Annotated in this window: 15 protein-coding genes, 16 tRNA genes and 3 rRNA genes; 31 read left to right on the forward strand and 3 right to left on the reverse strand. The window is 54.8% G+C overall.

Annotated features, from left to right (window positions below; genetic code table 11):
- Nucleotides 1-26: 26 nt before the first annotated feature.
- The gene (locus ACZ439_RS15730; RefSeq protein WP_054798463.1) at nt 27-1,280 is read right to left on the reverse strand and encodes a Fe-Mn family superoxide dismutase; all 1,254 of its coding nucleotides are present in this window, start codon (nt 1,278-1,280) and stop codon (nt 27-29) included.
- A gap of 108 nt (nt 1,281-1,388) precedes the next feature.
- A complete protein-coding gene (locus ACZ439_RS15735) occupies nt 1,389-2,420 on the reverse strand; it encodes an alpha/beta hydrolase (protein WP_230876357.1) in 1,032 nt (343 codons plus the stop codon).
- A 243-nt stretch (nt 2,421-2,663) separates the two neighbouring features.
- Between ACZ439_RS15735 and ACZ439_RS15740 the strand changes: the two genes are divergently transcribed.
- A complete protein-coding gene (locus ACZ439_RS15740; protein ID WP_054798460.1) occupies nt 2,664-3,407 on the forward strand; it encodes an IclR family transcriptional regulator in 744 nt (247 codons plus the stop codon).
- A gap of 101 nt (nt 3,408-3,508) precedes the next feature.
- Here the strand turns inward: ACZ439_RS15740 and acnA are convergent, their stop codons facing one another.
- A complete protein-coding gene (gene acnA / locus ACZ439_RS15745) occupies nt 3,509-6,214 on the reverse strand; it encodes an aconitate hydratase AcnA (protein WP_127609017.1) in 2,706 nt (901 codons plus the stop codon).
- Between the two features lie 246 nt (nt 6,215-6,460).
- Between acnA and ACZ439_RS15750 the strand changes: the two genes are divergently transcribed.
- From ACZ439_RS15750 to bioC, 30 genes are all read left to right on the forward strand, one after another.
- On the forward strand, nt 6,461-7,483 hold the full coding sequence (locus ACZ439_RS15750) for an amidase domain-containing protein (RefSeq protein WP_201317953.1): 1,023 nt from the start codon (nt 6,461-6,463) through the stop codon (nt 7,481-7,483).
- Between the two features lie 128 nt (nt 7,484-7,611).
- Entirely contained in the window at nt 7,612-8,748 is a 1,137-nt protein-coding gene (locus ACZ439_RS15755) for a D-alanine--D-alanine ligase (protein ID WP_054800436.1), read from the forward strand.
- Between the two features lie 80 nt (nt 8,749-8,828).
- Nucleotides 8,829-9,152, forward strand: a complete 324-nt coding sequence (locus ACZ439_RS15760; protein ID WP_054798461.1) for a hypothetical protein — start codon at nt 8,829-8,831, stop codon at nt 9,150-9,152.
- A gap of 102 nt (nt 9,153-9,254) precedes the next feature.
- Nucleotides 9,255-10,253: a UV DNA damage repair endonuclease UvsE gene (gene uvsE, locus ACZ439_RS15765; protein ID WP_127609020.1), complete on the forward strand. Its 999-nt coding sequence runs from the start codon at nt 9,255-9,257 to the stop codon at nt 10,251-10,253.
- A 113-nt stretch (nt 10,254-10,366) separates the two neighbouring features.
- Complete coding sequence (gene fabI / locus ACZ439_RS15770) at nt 10,367-11,134, forward strand: enoyl-ACP reductase FabI (protein ID WP_054798462.1); 768 nt, start codon at nt 10,367-10,369, stop codon at nt 11,132-11,134.
- A gap of 174 nt (nt 11,135-11,308) precedes the next feature.
- The gene (locus tag ACZ439_RS15775; protein ID WP_054800437.1) at nt 11,309-12,166 is read left to right on the forward strand and encodes an inositol monophosphatase family protein; all 858 of its coding nucleotides are present in this window, start codon (nt 11,309-11,311) and stop codon (nt 12,164-12,166) included.
- Nucleotides 12,167-12,596: 430 nt separating this feature from the next.
- Nucleotides 12,597-14,138: ribosomal RNA gene (locus ACZ439_RS15780) — 16S ribosomal RNA — on the forward strand.
- Between the two features lie 203 nt (nt 14,139-14,341).
- A 23S ribosomal RNA gene (locus ACZ439_RS15785) occupies nt 14,342-17,262 on the forward strand.
- Nucleotides 17,263-17,384: 122 nt separating this feature from the next.
- Nucleotides 17,385-17,501: ribosomal RNA gene (gene rrf, locus ACZ439_RS15790) — 5S ribosomal RNA — on the forward strand.
- Together the 16S, 23S and 5S rRNA genes with 16 tRNA genes alongside form the textbook arrangement of a ribosomal RNA operon.
- A 34-nt stretch (nt 17,502-17,535) precedes the next feature.
- Nucleotides 17,536-17,611: transfer RNA gene (locus ACZ439_RS15795), tRNA-Asn, on the forward strand.
- 10 nt (nt 17,612-17,621) lie between these two features.
- A tRNA-Ser gene (locus ACZ439_RS15800) sits at nt 17,622-17,710 on the forward strand.
- Nucleotides 17,711-17,736: 26 nt separating this feature from the next.
- Nucleotides 17,737-17,811 (forward strand) — tRNA-Glu (locus tag ACZ439_RS15805).
- 4 nt (nt 17,812-17,815) lie between these two features.
- Nucleotides 17,816-17,891 (forward strand) — tRNA-Val (locus tag ACZ439_RS15810).
- A 21-nt stretch (nt 17,892-17,912) separates the two neighbouring features.
- Nucleotides 17,913-17,989: transfer RNA gene (locus ACZ439_RS15815), tRNA-Met, on the forward strand.
- A 44-nt stretch (nt 17,990-18,033) separates the two neighbouring features.
- A tRNA-Asp gene (locus ACZ439_RS15820) sits at nt 18,034-18,110 on the forward strand.
- A 78-nt stretch (nt 18,111-18,188) separates the two neighbouring features.
- Nucleotides 18,189-18,263, forward strand: a tRNA-Thr gene (locus tag ACZ439_RS15825).
- A gap of 17 nt (nt 18,264-18,280) precedes the next feature.
- A tRNA-His gene (locus ACZ439_RS15830) sits at nt 18,281-18,356 on the forward strand.
- 8 nt (nt 18,357-18,364) lie between these two features.
- Nucleotides 18,365-18,436 (forward strand) — tRNA-Gln (locus ACZ439_RS15835).
- Between the two features lie 27 nt (nt 18,437-18,463).
- Nucleotides 18,464-18,539 (forward strand) — tRNA-Lys (locus tag ACZ439_RS15840).
- A gap of 22 nt (nt 18,540-18,561) precedes the next feature.
- Nucleotides 18,562-18,636, forward strand: a tRNA-Gly gene (locus tag ACZ439_RS15845).
- A 77-nt stretch (nt 18,637-18,713) separates the two neighbouring features.
- Nucleotides 18,714-18,788 (forward strand) — tRNA-Gly (locus ACZ439_RS15850).
- Nucleotides 18,789-18,797: 9 nt separating this feature from the next.
- Nucleotides 18,798-18,877 (forward strand) — tRNA-Leu (locus ACZ439_RS15855).
- Between the two features lie 10 nt (nt 18,878-18,887).
- Nucleotides 18,888-18,964 (forward strand) — tRNA-Pro (locus ACZ439_RS15860).
- Nucleotides 18,965-18,973: 9 nt separating this feature from the next.
- Nucleotides 18,974-19,047: transfer RNA gene (locus tag ACZ439_RS15865), tRNA-Gly, on the forward strand.
- A gap of 4 nt (nt 19,048-19,051) precedes the next feature.
- Nucleotides 19,052-19,128, forward strand: a tRNA-Arg gene (locus ACZ439_RS15870).
- 311 nt (nt 19,129-19,439) lie between these two features.
- Nucleotides 19,440-20,195 carry a dethiobiotin synthase gene (bioD, locus tag ACZ439_RS15875; RefSeq protein ID WP_127610036.1) on the forward strand — a complete coding sequence of 252 codons (756 nt, stop codon included), beginning with the start codon at nt 19,440-19,442 and terminating at the stop codon, nt 20,193-20,195.
- A gap of 36 nt (nt 20,196-20,231) precedes the next feature.
- Nucleotides 20,232-21,224 (forward strand): biotin synthase BioB, encoded by a 993-nt coding sequence (bioB, locus tag ACZ439_RS15880; protein ID WP_430103750.1) that lies wholly within the window; start codon nt 20,232-20,234, stop codon nt 21,222-21,224.
- Nucleotides 21,225-21,235: 11 nt separating this feature from the next.
- Nucleotides 21,236-22,444 (forward strand): 8-amino-7-oxononanoate synthase, encoded by a 1,209-nt coding sequence (gene bioF / locus ACZ439_RS15885; RefSeq protein ID WP_054798020.1) that lies wholly within the window; start codon nt 21,236-21,238, stop codon nt 22,442-22,444.
- A 2-nt stretch (nt 22,445-22,446) separates the two neighbouring features.
- A complete protein-coding gene (locus ACZ439_RS15890) occupies nt 22,447-23,250 on the forward strand; it encodes an alpha/beta fold hydrolase (RefSeq protein WP_054798021.1) in 804 nt (267 codons plus the stop codon).
- Nucleotides 23,228-24,094 carry a malonyl-ACP O-methyltransferase BioC gene (bioC, locus tag ACZ439_RS15895; RefSeq protein WP_464619890.1) on the forward strand — a complete coding sequence of 289 codons (867 nt, stop codon included), beginning with the start codon at nt 23,228-23,230 and terminating at the stop codon, nt 24,092-24,094. The genes ACZ439_RS15890 and bioC overlap by 23 nt, the downstream gene beginning before the upstream one ends.
- Nucleotides 24,095-24,167: the final 73 nt, after the last annotated feature.

Here is a 24,167-nt window from a genome sequence, read left to right on the forward strand (position 1 = left end):
TGGGTAGCCTCCTACTCGATTGAGCGTCAAGTCGGCGGCCATTGCAGCGTGCTTGCGGCGGCGAAGCGTTCGTTCACATGCTGCCAATTCACGGTGTTCCACCACGCCTCGATGTATTTGGCGCGCTCGTTCTGGTATTTGAGGTAATACGCATGCTCCCATACGTCGAGCGGCAGGAGCGGAATCACATCCCATTGCGACAGGTTCTGATGCTTCTCCGCTTGCAAAATCTCCAACCGGTGGCTGCGCGGGCTCCAGACAAGGATCGCCCAACCGCCGCCTTCCACTTTATCTGCCGCGGCACTAAACTGCTTCTGGAAGGCTTCGAAGCTGCCGAACGACTTTTTGATTTCGGCAGCGATCGGGCCGGTCGCTTTGCCGCCCCCGCCGGGCTTCATGACATTCCAGAAAATAGTGTGCAAGTAATGGCCGGCGCCGTTAAAGGCGAGCTCTCGTTCCCAATGCTTCACTAATGCGAAGTCTCCGGACTCACGGGCGCGGGCCAGCATCTTCTCCGCAGTGTTCAATCCATCCACGTAACTCTTATGATGCTTGTCGTGATGCAGCCTCATGGTTTCGGCGTCGATATAAGGCTCCAAGGCATTGTAAGCGTAAGGCAAGGGAGGCAGCTTATGTCCGCCGATCGGCACCGGCTTCTGGGAACCGGTTGGCCGGAGGCCCATCGACCATGCTCCTTCTTGCGTTGCCGGCGCCCCGGCGCCAGGCTCGTCGAAGAGCTCTCTGTGCCCGGTCGGAAGAAGGTCGGCCTGCTCCTCGGCCGCTGGCCGCTGTAGCGGCTGAATCGGAGTCCCGTAGTCCCCGTAATCGTCATGCGGCGGCAAGCTCCAGCCGGGGTGCGGCAAGTACTGAACGGCGTGCAGGACGCCGAGGAAATATTCGGATTCCCGAATAATATGCATGACAACCGTGCGAACGACCGGATCCGCTTTGACCGGCGCGCTCTTGTCGAGCAGCAGGAACAACTGCTGGACGAATGCCTGGGATTGCGCTGCAGACGTCTGCAGCAGCTCGTTTACTTTCGCATCCGTGTAGGGCGGGATGTGCGCCGGGCTGCGGATGATCGCTTCGATCCACTGACCTGCGGCGGCTTCCGTCCGGGCGAATACGCTTTCCCATTGTTCAAGCAGCTGGATATAGGGCGGCTCCAGCGTCGGCACAAGTTCGCGAATGACAACGGTGTGCTCCTTCTCTTGCATTTTCCAGAAACGGATCTCCTCCAGCACCCGCAAAGGCATAAGAGCCCCGTACACATACAGCATAAACAAAAAACCTCCTCGGATATGCCTCGTCGCCCCATCGTTCATAGACGAACGGAGGGCTTCAAGACTATTGTATTCGAGGAGGCTTGTGCGTTATGTTAAACAGCATTACCGGGAAGTGCCGAATTTGATCGGGTCGGCAGGCGCCGTCGACAACGACTTCAGGAAGCCGGTCGTCATTTGCAAATATGTTTTCTTATGAGCCCGATAGATCAATTCGTGTCCGTCGTCCTCAAGCAGCCACAAGGACGAACCGGAATCTGCGCGCTGCTTGGTGAAGATGCCCTGGATCATTTCGTAGGGCGCCCTGACGTCTTTCTTGCTGTGGATGAAGAAGATCGGAATCGAATAGGCGGTTTCTTTGACCTTCTGGTACGGAATTTGATTCAAGCTGACGCCGTTGATGATAGGAAAAAACATATGCACGAGCGATTGAGAAATTTTCGGCACATTAGCGGCTTGTTTCATATTGTGGTACAACGTTTCCGGCTCCAGCACGAACGTGCTGTCAAGGATCATGCCGTCGATATCTTTGGATTGCAGAGAAGCTTGCAGAGCCGTTCCGGCACCCATGGAGAATCCCCATATGTACACACGTTCGGCTCCCCGGTCTTTCGCATACTTTACGGCGCCAAGCAGTTCCTGCGATTCGCGCAGTCCGCCGGTGACGTTCCATTGAGGCTGCACGTACCCGTAATCGAACATCAGGACGCTATAGCCGAGCCGATGCGCTGCCTTGGCCAGGTCATAGAGGGGGACCCATATTTCTTCGCGGTTCCCGCCGTAGCCATGAGAGAAGACGATGGTTTGCCGCTGGATATCGGTGCCGGCCAGACGGCTGACCGCAGGTATATACCAGCCGGAAAGCTCTGACGATTCGTTCAGGCTGGGGAACGTGACGTCTTCGTACGACGCGCCGAACGCCGCAGAAGGATTGGAGCTGAGCGGGTCGATATGCGGTCGCGCCAGCGTCCAAGCGATATAAGCATGAAACGCCATGCCCAGGCTGAACAACAGCAGTAGAACGGATAAGAGCGCAAGAAGCCAGCCTTTGCGGCGGCGGATATATGGCAATGATTTGGAAGCGATTTCAACACTGCCGGAATTTAGAGGTACCGGTGTGAAAGAGTCGGGTTTCAAGAGGTTCCCCCCCATTTCTCGGAGATGACTGTTAGCAAAGCTGACAGGGATGGGCTGCGTAACCGGAGCTCCATACTTATATTTTTATATTAAGCTGGAGGCGTACATGTCGTCAATATTGCGCGAAAAATGTTAACATTCTGTAATCTTGCTGTAATAGAAAGAACCCAGTAGGAAAATATAAAAAGATGGAGTATAATAGATTTCAACTAGTGAAACCGGTTTTCGGGGAGTGGGAAATGGATGGAAGATGGTAAATTAACGGTTCGCGCTGTAGAACGTGCGTTAGATATATTGCTTTGTTTTACCCAAGCGGAGGATTTAAGCCTAACGGAGATCGCCGGTCGGGTCGGGCTGCATAAAAGCACCGTGCATCGGCTGCTTGCCTCCCTGGAGGGGAAAGGCTTCGTTATCCGCGACCCCGCCTCCGAGCGGTATCGGCTCGGCTTCAGCATTTGGGAGCTGTCGGCGAATTTGACGCATAGCGACGACCCTGCGCTCATCCTGCTGCCGGAGATGGAGCGGCTTCGCGACCAGATCGGCGAGACGGTCAGCTTGTATGTCCGCGACGGCATGGAGCGTGTGCGTGTGCAGGCCGTGCAGAGCAATCAGGCGATCCGCCGTGTCGCGCCGATCGGAGCCCGCCTGCCGCTGTACGTCGGCGCGTCGAGCAAAATTCTCGTCGCCTTCGCCGAAAGCGACGAGCAGCAGGCGCTGCTGCGCCATCCGACATGGCCGCCTGCCGCGGCCTCCGAATCGTATTTGCAGCAGCTGAGCGAAGTGCGCACACTCGGCTACGCCACGAGTGTGGAGGAGCGCGAGCCCGGCGCCGCCGCCGTATCCGCGCCAATCTTCGACCGCGCCCAGCGGCTGGTCGCCGCACTGGCCGTATCCGGCCCCTCCAACCGGTTGACGGTGGAGAAGATGAAGGAGCAGGCGCCGCTTCTGATGGAAACCGCCCGGCGGATGGGGAAGATGCTGAAGTAACTTGCGATAGCTTTCTGGCAGGGATCGGAGCTCACGGCTCTATCCGTATAAATAATAAAGAGGCAGCCCATCGGGCTGCCTCTTTATTTGCTAATGTCGTTTTACGCCATGATCTGACGCAAGACGGTTTGCAGGATACCGCCGTTGCGGTAGTATTCCACGTCCACGTAGCTGTCCAGACGAGCAAGCGTCTCGAAGCTGAACGTTGTACCGTCTTCACGCGTAGCGTTGACAGTTACTTTCTGACCCGGCTGCACATCGTTGGAGAGGCCCACGATGTCGAACGTTTCACGGCCGGTGATGCCAAGCGATTTCCAGCTTTGGCCTTCGACGAATTGCAGCGGCAGCACGCCCATACCGACGAGGTTGGAGCGGTGAATCCGCTCAAAGCTTTCGGCGATAACGGCTTTGATGCCCAAGAGGAACGTACCTTTAGCCGCCCAGTCGCGGGAGGAGCCGGTGCCGTACTCTTTGCCTGCAATAACGACAAGGTTCGTGCCTTGCTCTTGATATTTCATGGAAGCATCGTAGATCGACATGACTTCGCCTGTCGGCAAGTAAGTCGTTACGCCGCCCTCGGTGCCCGGAGCCACTTGGTTCCGAATCCGGATGTTCGCGAACGTACCGCGCATCATCACTTCATGGTTACCGCGGCGGGAGCCGTACGAGTTGAAGTCTTCTTTCTTCACGCCGTGCTCGAGCAGGTATTTACCTGCCGGGCTGTCGACCTTGATGTTACCGGCCGGCGAGATGTGGTCCGTCGTAACGGAGTCGCCCATCAGCGCCAACGTTTTCGCGCCGCGGATATCGGCAATGTCGCTCAGCTCGGAGCTGAGATTCGTGAAGAACGGCGGGTTGGCGATGTACGTGGACTCATCCCAGGAGTACAGGTCGCCTTCCGGCACTTCGATCGCGTTGAAGCGCGGGTTGGAACGGAATACATCCGCATATTTTGCACGATACATCTCAGGGCTCATCGCGGATTTGATCGCTTCCTGAATTTCTTGCGAAGACGGCCAGATGTCTTTCAGGTAAACCGGCTCGTTCTTCTGATCGTAACCGATCGGCTCGTTCGCCAAGTCGATATTGACCGTACCGGCGATTGCGTAGGCAACGACGAGCGGCGGCGAAGCCAGGTAGTTGGCTTTCACTTGCGCGTGAACGCGGCCTTCAAAGTTCCGGTTACCGGACAATACGGCGGCTACCGTCATATCGTTGTCGGCGATCGCTTTGCTGACTTCGTCCGGAAGCGGACCGGAGTTCCCGATGCAAGTCGCGCAGCCGTAACCGGCAACGTGGAAGCCGAGCGCTTCGAGCGGCTCGATCAAGCCCGCTTTGGTCAGGTACTCGGTGACAACCAAGGAGCCAGGCGTCAAGCTGCTTTTGACGTAGCCCGGTTTACGCAAACCAAGGGCTACCGCTTTCTTCGCAACGAGGCCGGCGCCGATCATTACGCTTGGGTTCGATGTATTGGTACAGGACGTGATAGCCGCAATGACGACGGCGCCTGTGCCCATTTTGCTGACTTCGCCGTTCGGATGAGGTACCTCGACGACTTCGCTGATTTTCTCGTCCGACAGGCCGTATCCGCCTTTGTCGATCGGTGTGCGGATGATGCTGTTGAACGATTCTTTCATGTTCGTCAATTCGACGCGGTCTTGCGGACGTTTCGGACCGGCAAGGCTCGGTACGACGGAAGCGAGGTCAAGCTCGATCACGTCGCTGAATACCGGATCCGGCGTTGCGTCCGTGCGGAACATGCCTTGCGCTTTATAGTAAGCTTCGACCAATGCAATTTGGTTCTCGTCGCGGCCTGTGCTTCTCAAGTAGTTCAAGGATTCAGCGTCAACCGGGAAGAAACCGATGGTTGCGCCGTATTCCGGTGCCATGTTCGCAACGGTTGCGCGGTCGGCCAGGCTGATGTTGGACAAACCAGGGCCGTAGAACTCGACGAACTTGCCGACAACGCCTTTCTTGCGGAGCATTTGCGTGACGGTCAACGCAAGGTCGGTCGCCGTAGCGCCTTCTGCGAGCGTACCCGTTAATTTGAATCCGATAACTTCAGGCGTTATGAAGTACAGAGGTTGTCCGAGCATGCCGGCTTCGGCTTCGATACCGCCGACGCCCCAACCTACGACACCAATGCCGTTGATCATCGTCGTATGTGAGTCTGTACCGACCAGGGAATCCGGATAAACGAACGTTTCGCCGTCAACCGTTTTGGTAGCGGCTACGGATGCCAAGTACTCCAAGTTGACTTGGTGAACGATCCCCGTATCCGGCGGAACCGCACGGAAGTTGTCGAACGCCGTTTGCGCCCAACGCAGGAAACGGTAGCGTTCTTCATTGCGCTCGAACTCGATTTTTTCGTTGAATTCCAAAGCGTCTTTCGAACCGAAAGCATCAACCATAACGGAGTGGTCGATAACGAGATCTACCGGTACAAGCGGATTGATTCGTTTCGGGTCTCCGCCTGCGCGCTTCATTGTATCTCTCATAGCCGCAAGGTCAACGACAACCGGTACGCCTGTAAAGTCCTGAAGCACGATACGTGCGGGAATGAACGGGATTTCTTTGTTGGCGTCGCGCTCCACGGCCCAGTTTGCGATTTGTTTAACGTGCTCGGACGTAATCGCTTTTCCGTCTAATTGACGAATAGCCGCTTCGAGAAGCACTTTAATGGAGAAAGGCAGGTTATTGATCTTGCCGTGGCCCTGCTCTTCAAACGCCGGCAAGCTGTAGTAGTTGTACGTTTGGCTGCCTACGTTCAGCTGCTTGCGGACCGAGTATTGGTCTTTGTTAGACATGATGGCATTTCCTCCTTAAATCATCTTTAATAAAGCTGCGTGCGCTAAGTTTCACGTTATGAAACTTAATTTCACAAATTAGCCTTGCTTACAGTATACATGCTGCGGCCCCTCTTCGTAAAGGTTGTTTTGAATCATTTTTGCTTGTTTCGAGGCATACGATGGGAATGAATGCTTACTTTCGGGTTCAACGATCATACGCTCGCCTTATCAAGTCTCTTCTATTAGGAAAGGGGTTTGGAAACCATGTCTTGGAGAACGACCCTTTATGAATATGTACATCACCGGAATCAAATGGAACTTGATTATTCCGTCGACCCGCTGCTTCCCTTCGTGCAGGACACCGCCTTCCTGCAACGGCAGCATATACAGCTGACCCGGCGCGCGGAAAGCGACCGCGACCGCAAGCTCGTTCCGGTTAAATGCGAGACGCGGCTCGTGATCGACCGGGTTTCGGAGCAGCCCGAGCACACGGTTGCGGAAGTGACGCTGAAGCGAACACAGTTCGGGCGAATCCGGGAAACCGTTCATGAAGAGCGTCGTATCGAGAAGGAGCGCCTCATCCTGCTCGCCGATTCGGACGGCTGGTCGATCTCCAGGATCGAAGCTTTGCGGACGGAGCAGGCTCTCCGTCTTCGTCCTGCGGCTCCTGGCGCGTGGCTTGAGGCCGAAGACGACGGCTCGTCCTTCGACTACATGCGCGCGCCTTCCGTTCCGTTTCTGAATCGCGATATGATCCCCGAATGGCCTAACGCCGTAGCGCGGGCCGTATATAATCGATATGCTGCGGCCTTTTATGCCGATTTATGGTGGGACAAAGAGAATCCCGCTTTTTTGACGTTTGAAGTCGACTGCACCAATTATGTGTCTCAATGCCTCTTTGCAGGCGGAGCGCCTATGAACTATACTGGTAAAAGGGATTCGGGCTGGTGGTACAAAGGCCGTGCCGGCGGACAAGAGCTGTGGAGTTTCAGCTGGTCCGTCGCCAACAGCTTGCCTTTTTATTTGCTGACGAGCCGACGCGGTCTGCGCGGGCAAGAGGTTTTTGCTCCGCAGGACCTCGACATCGGCGATTGCATCAGCTATGACTGGGACGGCAACGGCCGATTCCAGCACAGCACCGTCGTCACGGCTAAGGACGCGAACGGCATGCCGCTCGTCAACGCCCATACGATAAGCAGCAAGCACCGGTATTGGAGCTACACCGATTCCCATGCATGGACGGAACGAACGCGATATCGCTTCATCCATATTGCCGATTCGTTGTAGCCTTTGGAGACAAGACGTCCTACCTAGGTTTCGCTTTTATGCCGATGACCATGCAAATTATTTATATTGAAACCCGTCATGATGGTTCCACTTACATCATTATTTAAAGATGCGATCCGGAGGTTCTTATGAGCGACAAAATTCGAGTAGGCTTAATTTATGGGGGGAAATCGGGAGAGCATGAGGTATCCTTGCAAACCGCCCTTGCCGTCATCAAGGCGTTCGACCTGAATAAATATGAGGTCACCCCCTTTTACATAACGAAAACCGGCGAATGGCGCGCCGGGACGCAACTAACGGGGCCGGTGGAAACGGTGCAGGCGCTTACGTTCGACGGTCCCTCCGCATCGACCGGCGCTTTTGCGCTCCAGCCGATTTTCGGTTCGATTCAGCAGGCGCAACCCCGAACAACAGCGGCGACGGATACGGCCGGCCAAGCGGGTAAACCGTTCGATGTCATTTTCCCGCTGCTTCATGGCACATTCGGCGAGGACGGCACGATTCAAGGATTGCTCGAAATGGCCAATATCGCCTATGTAGGAACCGGGGTGCTTGCTTCTTCCGTCGGTATGGACAAAGTGATGATGAAGCGTGTATTCGCGCAAGAGGGCTTGCCGCAGTGCGTGTTCCGTCATTTCACTAAGACGCAATGGGAGAAAGATAACGCCTTCTTCCTCATGGAGATCGAAGTGTCCATCGGGTACCCTTGCTTCGTGAAGCCGGCCAACCTGGGATCGAGCGTCGGGATCAGCAAGGCGCGTACGCGCGAAGAGCTGATTGAAGCGGTCAACCTGGCGTTCCTTTACGACCGTAAAGTCATCGTAGAGGAGTTCATCAACGCCCGTGAAGTTGAGGTGGCGGTGCTCGGCAATGACGAACCGCAGGCTTCCGTCGTAGGAGAGATCGTATCCTCGAACGAATTTTATGATTATAAAGCCAAGTATATCGACGGCAAATCGTCGATGATTATTCCTGCCGAAATTCCGCGGGAGACGTCGGACCAAATTCGCGAGCTGGCCATTCGCGCGTTCCTTTCCGTTGACGGTTCCGGTTTGTCGCGGGTCGACTTTTTCCTGCGCAAAGAAGATGGCGCGGTGTTCATTAATGAAATTAATACGATGCCAGGCTTTACCCCTTACAGTATGTACCCGCTCTTGTGGCGGGAAAGCGGCAAGCCGTACGGCGAACTGCTGGACGATTTGATTCAGCTGGCGCTTCAGCGCCATGCCGACAAGCAGCGTCTTCAGTATTCGTTTGACGTCTAATTCCTCCGCACTTGCTTTCTGCCGAAAGCATCCATTATGCTTAGGCTACATGCAGGTATTAGGGCGAAAGGAGCGGACTAATGGGTTTTCAAACCGAGTTCAATTCCGTATGCAAGTTCAAATCGGAGCAGGAACTGTACGAACTTCTGGAATACGGCCGAGGTAAAATGGTCAAAAGCGGCTTCCGCGTCTTTCCGACCGGCCAGAAGGTCATCGCGTATACGCCGGATAACCGGGCGATTGCCATTGTGAAGATCTTGGCCTCGATTGCGGAAATCAACTTTCAAGGCGAAGAAGTGACGCAAGTGGAGATGGAGCTTGTGCGCAAGCTGAACGATGAGGAAGCTCGCGTGCAGACGGCGCTCGCGCACGAAATGTTTTTCGGCTCCAGAGAGCAAGGATAACTTTGGGAAACACCTCTTACCGGATCGGTAAAGGGGTGTTTCGTTTTTTTAACGCGGGCAACGTTGGGTAAGCTATATTTCAAACAGGAGCGTGATACTGGCATGTTAGTGCGTCTCGGCTATGTCGCCATGTCGGTGGCCGTCAAGAATGCCTCCCCGTCCAAAACGATGACCTACGCCAACTTCTCCAAACTGGATGATCGCGCAGCCGCCTTGCGCAAGCTGGAACGCATTGCCGGAGAGAACATTCAAAATACGCTGCGGTTGCTAAAGCATAACAGGGCTCACGATATCGAGATGTACCGGTGCTCCTCCAAGCTCATTCCCCTGATTGGTCATGAGGAGCTCGGCGATTGGGACCCGATCGGTCGTCTTGCCGATAATTTCGCGGAAGTCGGCCGTTATGCGATTCGGCATGGAATGCGGATCAGTTTTCATCCGGATCACTTTACCGTGCTCAGTACGCCGCGCAAAGACGTGCTGCAAAAATCTTACGCCGATCTGGAGCGCCACGTACAAGTCTTGGAAGCGATGGGACTGGACGCCTCTGCTAAATGCAACATTCATATCGGCGGCACCTACGGCAGCAAAGAAACAGCCGGGGGCCGTTTTATTCAAAATTTCGCCGCCATGTCCGAACGGATTCGCGAAAGAATTACGCTTGAGAACGACGACAAGACCTTCAACGCGCTTGAAACCTTGGAGATTGCCGAAGCCGTTGGGGTGCCGATGGTGCTGGACATCCACCACGATCAAGTGAATCCTTGCGGCCAAGAGGCGAAGTCGCTGTGGCCGCGGATCAGGCAGACCTGGAGCGGCTGCAAAGCCCAGCGCGATCCCGAGTCGGCAGCTGAGCCTGAGGAGCTGCCCCCGAAGGTTCACATCTCCAGTCCGAGAAGCGAGACAGATCCGCGCGGCCATGCCGACTATATCGAAACTCCGGTACTGCTCGCTTTCCTCCGCGCCGTGGCCCCGGTCACGCCGCGCCTCGATGTTATGCTGGAAGCGAAAATGAAAGACGACGCCCTGATGCAGCTCATGATTGCGGTGCGGGACGAGCCTGACGTAACCATTCGTACGCAAGCCTCGTTTGAGCTTTAGCGGCAGCATTTTCCGACAAAAAGCGCTCTTGAAATATTAGCTGAAATGAAGTACTTTGAGTAGGAAGAATGAGTACGAGCTTTATTTTTGGTGTAGAGAGGGGAACGGAATTTATGAGTTTGGTTGCAGGGAAAAACATCGTCGTCATGGGAGTCGCCAACGACCGCAGCATCGCATGGGCCATTGCCCAGTCCTTAGCCGCCCAAGGGGCAAATTTAGTGTTTACATATGAAAATGAACGGGTGGAGGAACGGGTACGCAAGCTGGCGGATACGATTCCGAACGCCGTCATCATGCCTTGCAACGTCACCGTCGACGAAGATATCGACCGGCTGGCCGAGTCGCTGCGCGGCCAATTCGGCGTGCTGCACGGTATTGTACATAGCATCGCTTTTGCCAAAACGGAAGAACTGGAAGGCCTGTTCGTAGGCACGTCGCGTGAAGGCTTCGCACTGGCTCACGATATCAGTGCCTATTCGCTCGTAGCCGTCGCTCAAAGGCTTCATCCTCTGATGACCGAAGGTGGCAGCATTATGACCATGACGTACCTCGGCGCGGAGCGCGCGATGAAAAATTACAACGTCATGGGCGTAGCCAAAGCGGCTCTTGAAGCCAGCGTACGTTATTTGGCCAACGACCTCGGCCAGTTCAACATTCGCGTCAATGCGATTTCCGCCGGACCGATTCGGACGCTGGCAGCGAAGGGCATTAAGGATTTCAATTCCATCCTGCGTACCGTCGAGGAGAAAGCTCCGCTGCGCCGTACGACCGATGTGGCGGAAGTCGGAGATACCGCGTTGTTCTTGATGAGTCATCTGTCCCGCGGCATTACGGGCGAAGTGATTTATGTGGACAGCGGTTATCATATTGTTGGCGTATAACCACCGATCAAGAACATGACAACCATCCGTAGCGAGTGACGTCCCGGGTGGTTTTTCCATTTGGACACAATTCCTTAACGTTTAGGCGAAACGACGTAGCCTTTTGAACGTATTTTCTCTATACTGTACATATTAGCTTGGGCTACCCAACGAATTGCAAAGGAATGATGGTTCATGCTGAATCAGGATACGACGTTCACCGTCGGAAGTAAAAGCTTTACCGCGGTAGCGATTAATACCGCCTCCAAGACCGGAGAATGGATTCAAAGCAAACTCGGCGATTTCAACACCTTACATACAAAGTACTCTCCGCATGATCTTGTGACGGAAGTGGATAAGGGCGCGGAGTTGATGATTCGGAAGTTGATTCATACGCATTTTCCAAGCCACGCTATATTGGGCGAGGAGGGCGTCGAACCCGGGCCGGAGGCGTCCAAAGCGGCGCTGGCCCAAGTAAGCGACGAGGAGTATTTGTGGATCATCGATCCGCTGGATGGTACGACGAATTTCGTACACGGCTTCCCGTTCTTCTCCGTATCTATCGCGCTTGCTTATCGTGGCGAGGTTATTGTGGGCGTGGTGTATAACCCGGTGCACAACGAGCTCTTTGTTGCGGAGAAGGGGAAGGGCGCTTATCTTCGCGGTAAAAGAATGCATGTTTCGTCAGAGACCGCGCTTCGCGATAGCTTGATTGCAACAGGCTTCCCGGCCGATCGCAAAGTCGCACTGGCCCACAACTTGAAGGGCGTTCAAGCCGTCAGCCCTTATGTACGCAATCTTCGTGTTGCGGGCTCGGCTGCGCTGCATATGGCTTATGTGGCGGCGGGTAGACTCAGCGGCTTCTGGGAAATCGGCCTGAATGCATGGGATATGGCTGCCGGAGCGCTGCTGATTCAGGAGTCCGGGGGGCGTGTGACGGATACGCTCGGCAACCCGTATCACTTGGGAGTCAGACATGTTCTAGCTACGAACGGACATATTCATGAGGAATTGGCTCATCATCTAGGAACCGCAGAGGCGACGGGATTATAGTTGAAAAAGGTAGGGAGGCCTTCGGGCCTCCCATTTTCTTGAACCGTTTTCTTCCCGGAAGGGGACCCGTCGGAGCCTTGTGTATCTCGATTCATTGATTTAAAAATCCGAGGGAGTAAGTGTTGCAATTGTTAATGGAGTGTGATATATTGTTCTTCCGGCCGATTGACCGGCAGGCGAAAACAGTCGATATGATGTCGATTGAGAAAAGTTTTTTTAAAAAAAAGACTTGCAATCGCCTGAATGGATATGATATATTATAAAGGTCGCTTTTGACGAGTTTGTAAAAACAAGTCGAAAAAACGACGGAAGGTTGACTATTGTCGAACTTCAAAATTGCCCTTTGAAAACTGAACATCGAGTGAGTGCTTTAAATAAGAGATAGCGATATCTCAGCTAGCTTCAACAATGAGCAAGTCAGCTTTCTACATTAATGGAGAGTTTGATCCTGGCTCAGGACGAACGCTGGCGGCGTGCCTAATACATGCAAGTCGAGCGGACTTATCCTTCGGGATAGGTTAGCGGCGGACGGGTGAGTAACACGTAGGCAACCTGCCTGTAAGATCGGGATAACTACCGGAAACGGTAGCTAAGACCGGATAGCTGGTTTCACCGCATGGGGGAATCATGAAACACGGGGCAACCTGTGGCTTACGGATGGGCCTGCGGCGCATTAGCTAGTTGGTGGGGTAATGGCCCACCAAGGCGACGATGCGTAGCCGACCTGAGAGGGTGATCGGCCACACTGGGACTGAGACACGGCCCAGACTCCTACGGGAGGCAGCAGTAGGGAATCTTCCGCAATGGGCGCAAGCCTGACGGAGCAACGCCGCGTGAGTGATGAAGGTTTTCGGATCGTAAAGCTCTGTTGCCAAGGAAGAACGCCTCGGAGAGTAACTGCTCTGAGGGTGACGGTACTTGAGAAGAAAGCCCCGGCTAACTACGTGCCAGCAGCCGCGGTAATACGTAGGGGGCAAGCGTTGTCCGGAATTATTGGGCGTAAAGCGCGCGCAGGCGGTCTTTTAAGTTTGGTGTTTAAGCCCGGGGCTCAACCCCGGTTCGCACTGAAAACTGGGAGACTTGAGTGCAGGAGAGGAAAGCGGAATTCCACGTGTAGCGGTGAAATGCGTAGAGATGTGGAGGAACACCAGTGGCGAAGGCGGCTTTCTGGACTGTAACTGACGCTGAGGCGCGAAAGCGTGGGGAGCAAACAGGATTAGATACCCTGGTAGTCCACGCCGTAAACGATGAGTGCTAGGTGTTAGGGGTTTCGATACCCTTGGTGCCGAAGTAAACACAATAAGCACTCCGCCTGGGGAGTACGCTCGCAAGAGTGAAACTCAAAGGAATTGACGGGGACCCGCACAAGCAGTGGAGTATGTGGTTTAATTCGAAGCAACGCGAAGAACCTTACCAGGTCTTGACATCCCTCTGACCGGTACAGAGATGTACCTTCCCTTCGGGGCAGAGGAGACAGGTGGTGCATGGTTGTCGTCAGCTCGTGTCGTGAGATGTTGGGTTAAGTCCCGCAACGAGCGCAACCCTTGAACTTAGTTGCCAGCACTTAAGTTGGGCACTCTAAGTTGACTGCCGGTGACAAACCGGAGGAAGGTGGGGATGACGTCAAATCATCATGCCCCTTATGACCTGGGCTACACACGTACTACAATGGCCGGTACAACGGGAAGCGAAGTCGCGAGATGGAGCGAATCCTTAGAAGCCGGTCTCAGTTCGGATTGCAGGCTGCAACTCGCCTGCATGAAGTCGGAATTGCTAGTAATCGCGGATCAGCATGCCGCGGTGAATACGTTCCCGGGTCTTGTACACACCGCCCGTCACACCACGAGAGTTTACAACACCCGAAGTCGGTGGGGTAACCGCAAGGAGCCAGCCGCCGAAGGTGGGGTAGATGATTGGGGTGAAGTCGTAACAAGGTAGCCGTATCGGAAGGTGCGGCTGGATCACCTCCTTTCTATGGAGTCCATGATGACTGTAGGTCATCGGACAAATCTACAGCAGCACCACTGCTGTAACAGAAGCACTCACTTCGATGTTTAGTTTTGAAAGGCGCAATAGCCTTTCAGTAAAGTTTGTTCCTTGAAAACTGGATAAACGAAACAAAGCAACAATGCTGAAACAAAATCCGGTGCGACTTCGGTCGTACAAGTGATAGCTGGATAAGCTATAAAGAGCACACGGAGGATGCCTAGGCACCAGGAGCCGAAGAAGGACGTGGCGAACAACGATAACGCCTCGGGGAGCCGTAAGCAGGCATTGATCCGGGGATGTCCGAATGGGGGAACCCGCGTGAGGTAATACTCACGTACCATGCAGTGAATACATAGCTGCATAGGAGGCATACGAGGGGAACTGAAACATCTAAGTACCCTCAGGAAAAGAAAACAAAAGTGATTCCGTCAGTAGCGGCGAGCGAAAGCGGATTAGCCCAAACCAAGGAGCTTGCTCCTTGGGGTTGTAGGACGCCGTCATGGGTGCAGCAGATTAGGCGAACAGGTCTGGAAAGGCCGGCCATAGAGGGTAAAAGCCCCGTAACCAAAAGTCTGCGAACACCCTAGGCGTATCCTGAGTAGGGCGGGACACGTGAAACCCCGTCTGAATCCGGCAGGACCATCTGCCAAGGCTAAATACTCCCTGGTGACCGATAGTGAAGCAGTACCGTGAGGGAAAGGTGAAAAGAACCGCGGGAGCGGAGTGAAAAAGAACCTGAAACCGTGTGCTTACAAGAAGTCAGAGCCCGTTCATGGGTGATGGCGTGCCTTTTGTAGAATGAACCGGCGAGTTACGTTTGCAAGCAAGGTTAAGGTGAGAAGCCGTAGCCGCAGCGAAAGCGAGTCTGAATAGGGCGAAATAGTTTGTAGGCGTAGACCCGAAACCGTGTGATCTACCCCTGTCCAGGGTGAAGGTGCGGTAACACGCACTGGAGGCCCGAACCCACGAATGTTGAAAAATTCGGGGATGAGGTGGGGGTAGCGGAGAAATTCCAATCGAACTCGGAGATAGCTGGTTCTCCCCGAAATAGCTTTAGGGCTAGCCTCGGGAGATGCGTCGTGGAGGTAAAGCACTGATTGGGTGCGGGGCCCGCCAAGGGTTACCAAGTCCAGTCAAACTCTGAATGCCACAGACGTTATCCCGGGAGTCAGACAGTGAGTGCTAAGATCCATTGTCAAGAGGGAAACAGCCCAGATCATCAGCTAAGGTCCCCAAGTGTGTGTTAAGTGGGAAAGGATGTGGAGTTGCACAGACAACCAGGATGTTGGCTTAGAAGCAGCCATCATTGAAAGAGTGCGTAATAGCTCACTGGTCGAGTGACTCTGCGCCGAAAATGTAACGGGGCTAAACACACCACCGAAGCTATGACGAGCGCAATTACTTGCGCTGGGGTAGGGGAGCGTTGTATGCGGGTAGAAGCTGGATCGTGAGGACTGGTGGACTGCATACAAGTGAGAATGCCGGTATGAGTAACGAAAAGATCAGTGAGAATCTGATCCGCCGTAAGCCTAAGGGTTCCTGAGGAAGGTTCGTCCGCTCAGGGTAAGTCGGGACCTAAGGCGAGGCCGAAAGGCGTAGTCGAAGGACAACAGGTTGAAATTCCTGTACCACCGTGAACCGTTATGAGCAATGGGGTGACGCAGAAGGATAGTGACGCGAGCTGATGGATGCTCGTCCAAGCAGTGAGGCTGGTGTGCAGGCAAATCCGCACACCGTAAGGCTGGGCTGTGATGGGGAGGGAAATTTAAGTACCGAAGGTCATGAGTTCAGGCTGCCAAGAAAAGCCTCTAGCCAGGGAGAAGGTGCCCGTACCGCAAACCGACACAGGTAGGCGAGCAGAGCATGCTAAGGCGCTCGGAAGAACTCTCGTTAAGGAACTCGGCAAAATGACCCCGTAACTTCGGGAGAAGGGGTGCCTCGGTAGGGTGAATAGCCCGAGGGGGCCGCAGTGAAAAGGCCCAAGCGACTGTTTAGCAAAAACACAGGTCTGTGCGAAGCCGCAAGGCGAAGTATACGGGCTGACGCCTGCCCGGTGCTGGAAGGTTAAGGGGAGCGGTTAGGGGCAACCCGAAGCTGTGAACCGAAGCCCCAGTAAACGGCGGCCGTAACTATAACGGTCCTAAGGTAGCGAAATTCCTTGTCAGGTAAATTCTGACCCGCACGAATGGCGTAACGACTTGGGCGCTGTCTCGACGAGAGATCCGGTGAAATTTTAATACCTGTGAAGATGCAGGTTACCCGCGACAAGACGGAAAGACCCCATGGAGCTTTACTGCAGCTTGATATTGGACTTTGGTACGATCTGTACAGGATAGGTGGGAGCCTGGGAAGCCTGCGCGCCAGCGTGGGTGGAGGCGCCGTTGGGATACCACCCTGATCGTATCGGAGTTCTAACCTGGTACCGTGAACCGGTACGGGGACAGTGTCAGGTGGGCAGTTTGACTGGGGCGGTCGCCTCCTAAAGAGTAACGGAGGCGCCCCAAGGTTCCCTCAGAATGGTTGGAAATCATTCGAAGAGTGCAAAGGCATAAGGGAGCTTGACTGCGAGACAAACAGGTCGAGCAGGGACGAAAGTCGGGCTTAGTGATCCGGTGGTACCGCATGGAAGGGCCATCGCTCAACGGATAAAAGCTACCCTGGGGATAACAGGCTTATCTCCCCCAAGAGTCCACATCGACGGGGAGGTTTGGCACCTCGATGTCGGCTCATCGCATCCTGGGGCTGAAGTAGGTCCCAAGGGTTGGGCTGTTCGCCCATTAAAGCGGTACGCGAGCTGGGTTCAGAACGTCGTGAGACAGTTCGGTCCCTATCTGTCGTGGGCGCAGGAAATTTGAGAGGAGCTGTCCTTAGTACGAGAGGACCGGGATGGACGTACCGCTGGTGTACCAGTTGTTCCGCCAGGAGCACGGCTGGATAGCCAAGTACGGACGGGATAAGCGCTGAAAGCATCTAAGCGTGAAGCCCCCCTCAAGATGAGATTTCCCAATTCGTAAGACCCCTTGTAGACGACGAGGTTGATAGGTTCGGGGTGGAAGCGCGGCAACGTGTGGAGCTGACGAATACTAATCGGTCGAGGGCTTATCCAAAAAGATTTTCACTATTGTGAAGTCAAAGCATTCAGCATGCTAAGTTTCGTATCCAGTTTTCAAGGTGCAAGCCGCCTTGAATGGCAAGATCTGATGTTTCGCGGCAGAAGCATCAACATCCGTTTGGTGATGATGGCGGAAGGGAACCACGCGTACCCATCCCGAACACGAACGTTAAGCCTTCCAGCGTCGATGGTACTTGGACCGCAGGGTCCTGGGAGAGTAGAACGTCGCCAAGCGGATGCATGACACCATGACTCCATTCGATAACATTCCCTGATAGCTCAGTTGGTAGAGCACTCGACTGTTAATCGAGTTGTCACAGGTTCGAGTCCTGTTCGGGGAGCCACTCTTATTTTGGAGAGGTGTCCGAGTTGGCCGAAGGAGCACGATTGGAAATCGTGTAGGCGTCACAAGCGTCTCGAGGGTTCGAATCCCTCTCTCTCCGTAGAACTGCAGAATAAGTATTCGCAAGGCCCGTTGGTCAAGGGGTTAAGACACCTCCCTTTCACGGAGGTAACAGGGGTTCGAATCCCCTACGGGTCACCAGCATGGAGGCTTAGCTCAGCTGGGAGAGCATCTGCCTTACAAGCAGAGGGTCGGCGGTTCGATCCCGTCAGCCTCCACCATGATTGCTTTTTGTTTAATGACGCGGGGTGGAGCAGCCCGGTAGCTCGTCGGGCTCATAACCCGAAGGCCGCAGGTTCAAATCCTGCCCCCGCAACCAATTTTCTTTCGAGGTATGAACCTCGAGAGCGAATAACTTAGTGTGGAGCCGTGGTGTAGAGGCCTAACATGCCTGCCTGTCACGCAGGAGACCGCGGGTTCGAATCCCGTCGGCTCCGCCATTATTTGTTAAGCATAGTCTGAACTATAATATAATCGGTACATCGGATAGCTCGATGATAACCGAAATTTTGTTTTGCGCCGTCGTAGCTCAGCGGTAGAGCAACGCACTCGTAATGCGTAGGTCGGAGGTTCGATTCCTCTCGACGGCACCAGTAGTTTTTAGCCTGTGGCGGTCGTGGCGAAGTGGCTAACGCATCGGATTGTGGCTCCGACATTCGAGGGTTCAATTCCCTTCGATCGCCCCACTACATATTGGGGATTAGCCAAGCGGTAAGGCAACGGACTTTGACTCCGTCATGCCTAGGTTCGAATCCTAGATCCCCAGTTTATTGATTTCTTTGGGTAGCTGTAAGAGCCATTAGCTCAGTTGGTAGAGCACCTGACTTTTAATCAGGGTGTCGTAGGTTCGAGTCCTACATGGCTCACCATTTTGTTTCACTTATTAGGTATGCGGAAGTGGCTCAGGGGTAGAGCATCGCCTTGCCAAGGCGAGGGTCGCGGGTTCGAATCCCGTCTTCCGCTCCATAAACGAATCAGTCACAACCTCGTACTTGATTCGAAAGATGTTTCATGTTTTAATTGATCTCAGTTGTGATTATTATGCGGAAGTGGCTCAGGGGTAGAGCATCGCCTTGCCAAGGCGAGGGTCGCGGGTTCGAATCCCGTCTTCCGCTCCATCTAGACTTGCCGGTATGGCGGAATTGGCAGACGCGCGCGACTCAAAATCGTGAGGGAAACCGTGGGGGTTCAAGTCCCTCTACCGGCACTTAAACTATCGGGACGTAGCTCAGCTTGGTAGAGCACCTGGTTTGGGACCAGGGGGTCGCATGTTCGAATCGTGTCGTCCCGACCATTCATTTAAGCGGGTGTAGTTCAATGGTAGAACTCCAGCCTTCCAAGCTGGTAGCGTGGGTTCGATTCCCATCACCCGCTCCATCAAGTTCCAGTAGCTCAGCTGGATAGAGCAACGGCCTTCTAAGCCGTCGGTCGGGGGTTCGAATCCCTCCTGGGACGCCATTTCATCAACATCGCTTATTATAAGCGTTACGAATCATAAACGTTGTAAATGATCGGATAACCAACTCCACCAAATTAGTTAACGCTAATTTGGTGGAGTTTTTTATTGTTTTCATGGTTACTTGCTTTATTGTACCTTAAGTTCCGCGTTTGGCATCAAGACCGATTCAAGTTGGACCCATGTAAGGGGATGCCGAACACTGTGGAACGATTTTCCTTGATTCCGGGGAAAGGGCAGTGTACAATACGTTTAGTATTAACGTTAACCTTAAATTAAAATTAAAGGTTAACGTAAGTGAATGGAGTACAGGATGAGAAAAGGTCTTTTTGTAACAGGTACGGACACGAATGTAGGAAAGACATGGGTGACGGCGGCCCTGGCAGCCTATACGTTCCGAAAGCTCGGGGGACTTCCGAGCCCAGTAGAAATTTGGAAGCCGGTGCAATCCGGGGTACAACTGGGCGATCCGGATGCCGATAGCTTTCGGCTCGCGTACGGGAGCGGATTGCCGCAAACGGAGCCGGAGACAGTCACGATTACCTTGCGGGAGCCTTTGGCGCCTTGGGTAGCCGCAGAACGGGAAGGAAAGACGATTGGATGGGCCGCGCTTGAGTCGGAAGGACGGAGGCGAATGACGGAAGGCGGACCGCTGCTGGTGGAAGGGGCTGGCGGCTTGTTAGTTCCACTAACCGGGGACCGTACGGTTGCGGATTTGGCGCTGGCGCTGGGGCTCCCGCTGCTCATTGTGGCCCGCGCCACGCTCGGGACGGTCAATCACACGCTGATGACGATCGAGTGTGCCCGAAGCCGCGGCTTGGATGTAGCCGGGGTGATACTCAACGGATATGAGGAAGAGAACGATACATCGCTGGTGGACAACGTTCGCATGATTGAAAGGTTCGGCGGCACCTCCGTGTGGGCGACGCTGCCGTGGATGCCGATGGAGCGAATGCTTTCGAACCCGATCGAATGGGGTAAATGGCGGCACGTGTGGACCGAGCTATTAGAGGAGCGTTTGCGCTGGAACGAAATCGGGCGCTTTTTTGAAGGGGAACCGATGGTTTAAGGTTGTTAAGAATTCGAATGTTGAGGGGATATCGAAATGATACAGGTACAAACGGATTGGAACGAACTGGCCGATAAGGCGATTCGGGGCGAGCTGCTGACGATGGAGGAAGGCTTATCCGTACTGGAGGCGGATGATGACGAGCTGCTAGCGATGATGCAGGCTGCTTTTAGGGTAAGGCGGCATTTCTACGGAAAAAAGGTGAAGCTGAATTTGATCATTAACGCCAAGAGCGGATTATGTCCCGAAGACTGCGGTTATTGCTCGCAATCCATCGTGTCGAAGGCCGGGATAACGAAATATCCGCTGCTGGATAAGAAGACCCTTGTAGACGGCGCACGCAAAGCGATGGAGCTGAAGGTCGGGACCTATTGTATTGTCGCTAGCGGACGAGGGCCGACGGGTAAGGAACTGGATCAGGTGGTCGAAGCGGTTCGAGAAATTAAGTCCGAGATGCCGATGAAGATATGCGCCTGTTTAGGGATTTTGAGCGAGGAGCAGGCATTGCGGCTGAAAGAGGCCGGGGTGGACCGCTACAACCACAATTTAAACACGAGCAAGCAAAATTTCGCCAATATTACGACAACTCATACATATGACGATCGTGTAGATACGGTGGAGAAGGCGAAAGGGGCTGGCATGTCGCCGTGTTCCGGCTGTATTATCGGGATGGGGGAATCGAACGAGGAGATCGTGGAGATGGCTTACGCGCTGCGTGAGCTCGATGCGGATTCGATCCCGATCAACTTTTTGAATCCGATCCCGGGTACGCCGCTTGCGGACACCCGGGAACTGAATCCGCGTAAATGCTTGAAGGTATTGGCATTGATGCGTTTTATAAATCCTGCGAAAGAGATTCGGGTAGCCGGTGGACGGGAAGTGAATTTGCGTTCGCTGCAAGCATTAGGGCTGTATGCAGCCAATTCGGTGTTTGTGGGCGATTACTTAACGACGGAAGGCCAAGAAGCGACGGCCGACCATCAGATGATTGAAGATCTCGGGTTCGAGATCGAGCTGTGTGCCCTGTAGGGATCGCCCGAATGAGCAGAGCGGCGTTGGAATGGATGCAAAAGGAACTGGCTTCTTACGAGGAACAAGGGCGCTTGCGCACTTTAGCGGAATGTGAGCCGCTGGAGACAGGTTGGCTGCGGAGGAACGGAGTCCGGATGCTGAATCTCGCCTCCAACGACTACTTGAGTCTGGGAAGCGAAGGCGACGATCTACATGAACCGGAGCAGAGCGCTGCGTCGGATGGCCGGGAGACGGAGAGAGCCCGCAGAAGTACGGGATCGACCGCCTCGCGGTTAATTGTCGGCAATCATCCGGAGTATACGGCGTTCGAAGAAGAATTTGCGGCTTACAAAGGAACGGAGAGCTGTTTGTTGTTCGGCAGCGGATACTTGGCTAATGTCGGCGTGATCCCGGCGCTTGTCGGACGTCATGACGTCGTGTTCGGCGATCGGCTGAACCACGCGAGCCTTGTCGATGGGATCGTGCTTAGCCGCGCCGAGCATAAGCGATACCGGCATCGCGATCTGGATCAGCTGGAGACGATGCTGCGGAGCACCCCGGCAGGCCGGAAAAAGCTGATCGTCACCGATTCGATCTTCAGTATGGACGGAACGGTGGCGCCGCTGTGCGAGCTCGTTTGGCTGAAGGACCGTTACGGCGCTATGCTGATGGTTGATGAGGCGCACAGCGGCGGTTTGTACGGCGAGGAAGGCCAGGGTCTGGTACACGCGCTTGGGCTCTCCGGGCAGGTGGAGGTGCAAATGGGCACGTTCAGCAAAGCGTACGGCGTTTACGGCGCCTATGTAGCCGGCGAACACCTGTTGAAGTCCTATCTGGTGAATGCGGCGCGCAGCTTCATTTATACGACAGCCCTCCCGCCGGACCTTGTAGCCACGATTCGTAGACAGTGGCGGCGTGTGCGGCAGGAAAGCTGGCGCCGACGGGTGCTGCAGGAGAAGGCGGCGATGTTTCGATCGATACTGCGGCAGCACGGGCTGGATACGGGGCAAAGCGAATGCCACATTGTTCCTGTTATCATCGGCGGGAACGAGGAGACATTGCGTATGGCGGAGCGTCTGCAGCTGGCCGGCATTGCCGCTGTGGCGATTCGTCCGCCTAGCGTCCCGGAGGGGACAGCCCGGATACGTTTTACGATCATGGCGGGACACCGGGACGAGGATTTGAGATGGGCGGCCAATCAAATCGTAAAATGCCGTGAACAGGCGGGAGGGGCATGAGGATGGATTCGGCGGAAAGACGTGATCGGCGCGTCTTGTGGATTCATGGTTGGGGTATGTCCCCTCATGTATGGAAGCCGATATCGGGACGGCTAGCGAAAGATACCGAATGGTCTCATCACGAATTCTCATACGCCGGATGCCGGGACGTATCCTCCTTATTCGAAGCACTCGAGCATCGGATAGCGGAGCTGCGGCCCGAGGCAGTGGTTGCCTGGTCGATGGGCGGCTTGCTGCTGCTGGATTGGCTAACCCGTCGCTATCGTGATTCGGATGGCGGAAGCGATTGTAAGCCGGGGGCGCATTCGGAATTAAGGAAACTTGTCTTGATCGGGGCGACCCTGCAGTTCACGGATGCTGATCGCTCCCGAGGGTGGCCTCTGCGAGTGCTGGAGCGGATGCAGGCGAGACTCCGTACACAACCGGAAGACGTGCTTCGACAGTTTGCCGCTTCGATGTTTACGGAAGCGGAACGGGAGGAAGGGAGCGCCCCGGAGCGGCTGCTGCAGCCGGATACGGATATGTCGGCGGAAGGGCTGCAGGCGGGCCTTTCCTATCTGGCCGCGGCGACGGTACGGGAAGCATGGTCCGACGAGCTGCTCCCGCGGCTGGCAGCCGGCTCCCTGCGCGTGCTCTGGATACACGGGGAGTACGATCCTGTGTGTCCGATCGGGGCCATGCCGGAGGACGCGGATGGCTTGGAACGGGTAGTTATGAGAGCGGGGCATGCTCCATTCTTGACGCAACAGGCAGCATTTTATGAGCGGTTGAGGGGATTTCTGAATGACAACGATAAGGGTGGATAAAAACCGGGTGAAACGTCACTTCGATCGCTATGCGGACGACTACGACCGGAATGCGCTTGTACAAATCGGCATGGGAGAGCGGTTATTGGAGCTGATCGAACAGCGAATTTCCCCGGATCGGGTAGGACATATCCTGGAAATAGGCTGCGGCACCGGCAGATTGACTGCTTCGCTGTTGACACGGTTTCCTAAGGCCCGCGTGTATGCGGTCGATCTTGCGCCGCAAATGGTAAGGCTGACGCTGGAGCGCTGTTCGGCGGAAGCGGAGGCGGGTAGACTGGTCGTGGTATCGGCGGATGCGGAAGGGCTGACAGCGGAGCATTTCAGAGAACTCCGGCTCCCGGAACAGGCAGATTTGATCGTTTCGAGCGCGACGGTCCAATGGTTCAACGAGCCTGCTGATACGATGCGGGCTTGGCTTCGTATGCTGAAGCCGGAGGGAGTCCTTGCGTTCGCGACGTTCGGACCGCGAACGTTTCACGAGCTGCACGATTCGTTTACGGCAGCGGCGGAATCGCTTCAGGCGGCGGGGCGGCGGCGAGGGCAGCATTTTCTCAGCTTGAGCGATTGGGAGTCGCTGCTGGATGGCGCTTCGGAGGAGGTCACACGTGCGTTTAATGGCGAAGAGACGATGTACGAGCTGCATTTCCGCGACGTTCGCAGCTTCTTGTACAGCGTGAAGAAAACAGGCGCAGGCAATGCCAATCAAGAGCCGGCGGGTGGCGGCGGAATTAGCCGTAAGCTGCTCGCGGCCATGGAGAAAGCATACGTGGAACGTTACAGGGAGCCTGAAGGCATTCGGGCGACGTATCATTTGCTGTACGGCCTGTTCGGGAAAGGCTGATTTTTTATGGCGCGAGTCTGGCAAAATACCCTGATTTCACGTATAATAAGGTCAAGCAAGGGCTCCGGAAGGA

It is taken from the genome of Paenibacillus sp. JCM 9796, assembly GCF_055379675.1.

Bases quoted from the DNA above. Each gene is read 5' to 3' on its own strand.
- ACZ439_RS15750 (WP_201317953.1), top strand. From the start codon at position 6,461: ATGTCTTGGAGAACGACCCTTTATGAATATGTACATCACCGGAATCAA.
- ACZ439_RS15740 (WP_054798460.1), top strand. From the start codon at position 2,664: ATGGAAGATGGTAAATTAACGGTTCGCGCTGTAGAACGTGCGTTAGAT.
- bioD (WP_127610036.1), top strand. From the start codon at position 19,440: ATGAGAAAAGGTCTTTTTGTAACAGGTACGGACACGAATGTAGGAAAG.
- bioC (WP_464619890.1), top strand. From the start codon at position 23,228: ATGACAACGATAAGGGTGGATAAAAACCGGGTGAAACGTCACTTCGAT.
- ACZ439_RS15890 (WP_054798021.1), top strand. From the start codon at position 22,447: ATGGATTCGGCGGAAAGACGTGATCGGCGCGTCTTGTGGATTCATGGT.
- fabI (WP_054798462.1), top strand. From the start codon at position 10,367: ATGAGTTTGGTTGCAGGGAAAAACATCGTCGTCATGGGAGTCGCCAAC.
- uvsE (WP_127609020.1), top strand. From the start codon at position 9,255: ATGTTAGTGCGTCTCGGCTATGTCGCCATGTCGGTGGCCGTCAAGAAT.
- ACZ439_RS15775 (WP_054800437.1), top strand. From the start codon at position 11,309: ATGCTGAATCAGGATACGACGTTCACCGTCGGAAGTAAAAGCTTTACC.
- ACZ439_RS15760 (WP_054798461.1), top strand. From the start codon at position 8,829: ATGGGTTTTCAAACCGAGTTCAATTCCGTATGCAAGTTCAAATCGGAG.
- acnA (WP_127609017.1), bottom strand. From the start codon at position 6,214: ATGTCTAACAAAGACCAATACTCGGTCCGCAAGCAGCTGAACGTAGGC.
- bioB (WP_430103750.1), top strand. From the start codon at position 20,232: ATGATACAGGTACAAACGGATTGGAACGAACTGGCCGATAAGGCGATT.
- ACZ439_RS15730 (WP_054798463.1), bottom strand. From the start codon at position 1,280: ATGCTGTATGTGTACGGGGCTCTTATGCCTTTGCGGGTGCTGGAGGAG.
- bioF (WP_054798020.1), top strand. From the start codon at position 21,236: ATGAGCAGAGCGGCGTTGGAATGGATGCAAAAGGAACTGGCTTCTTAC.
- ACZ439_RS15755 (WP_054800436.1), top strand. From the start codon at position 7,612: ATGAGCGACAAAATTCGAGTAGGCTTAATTTATGGGGGGAAATCGGGA.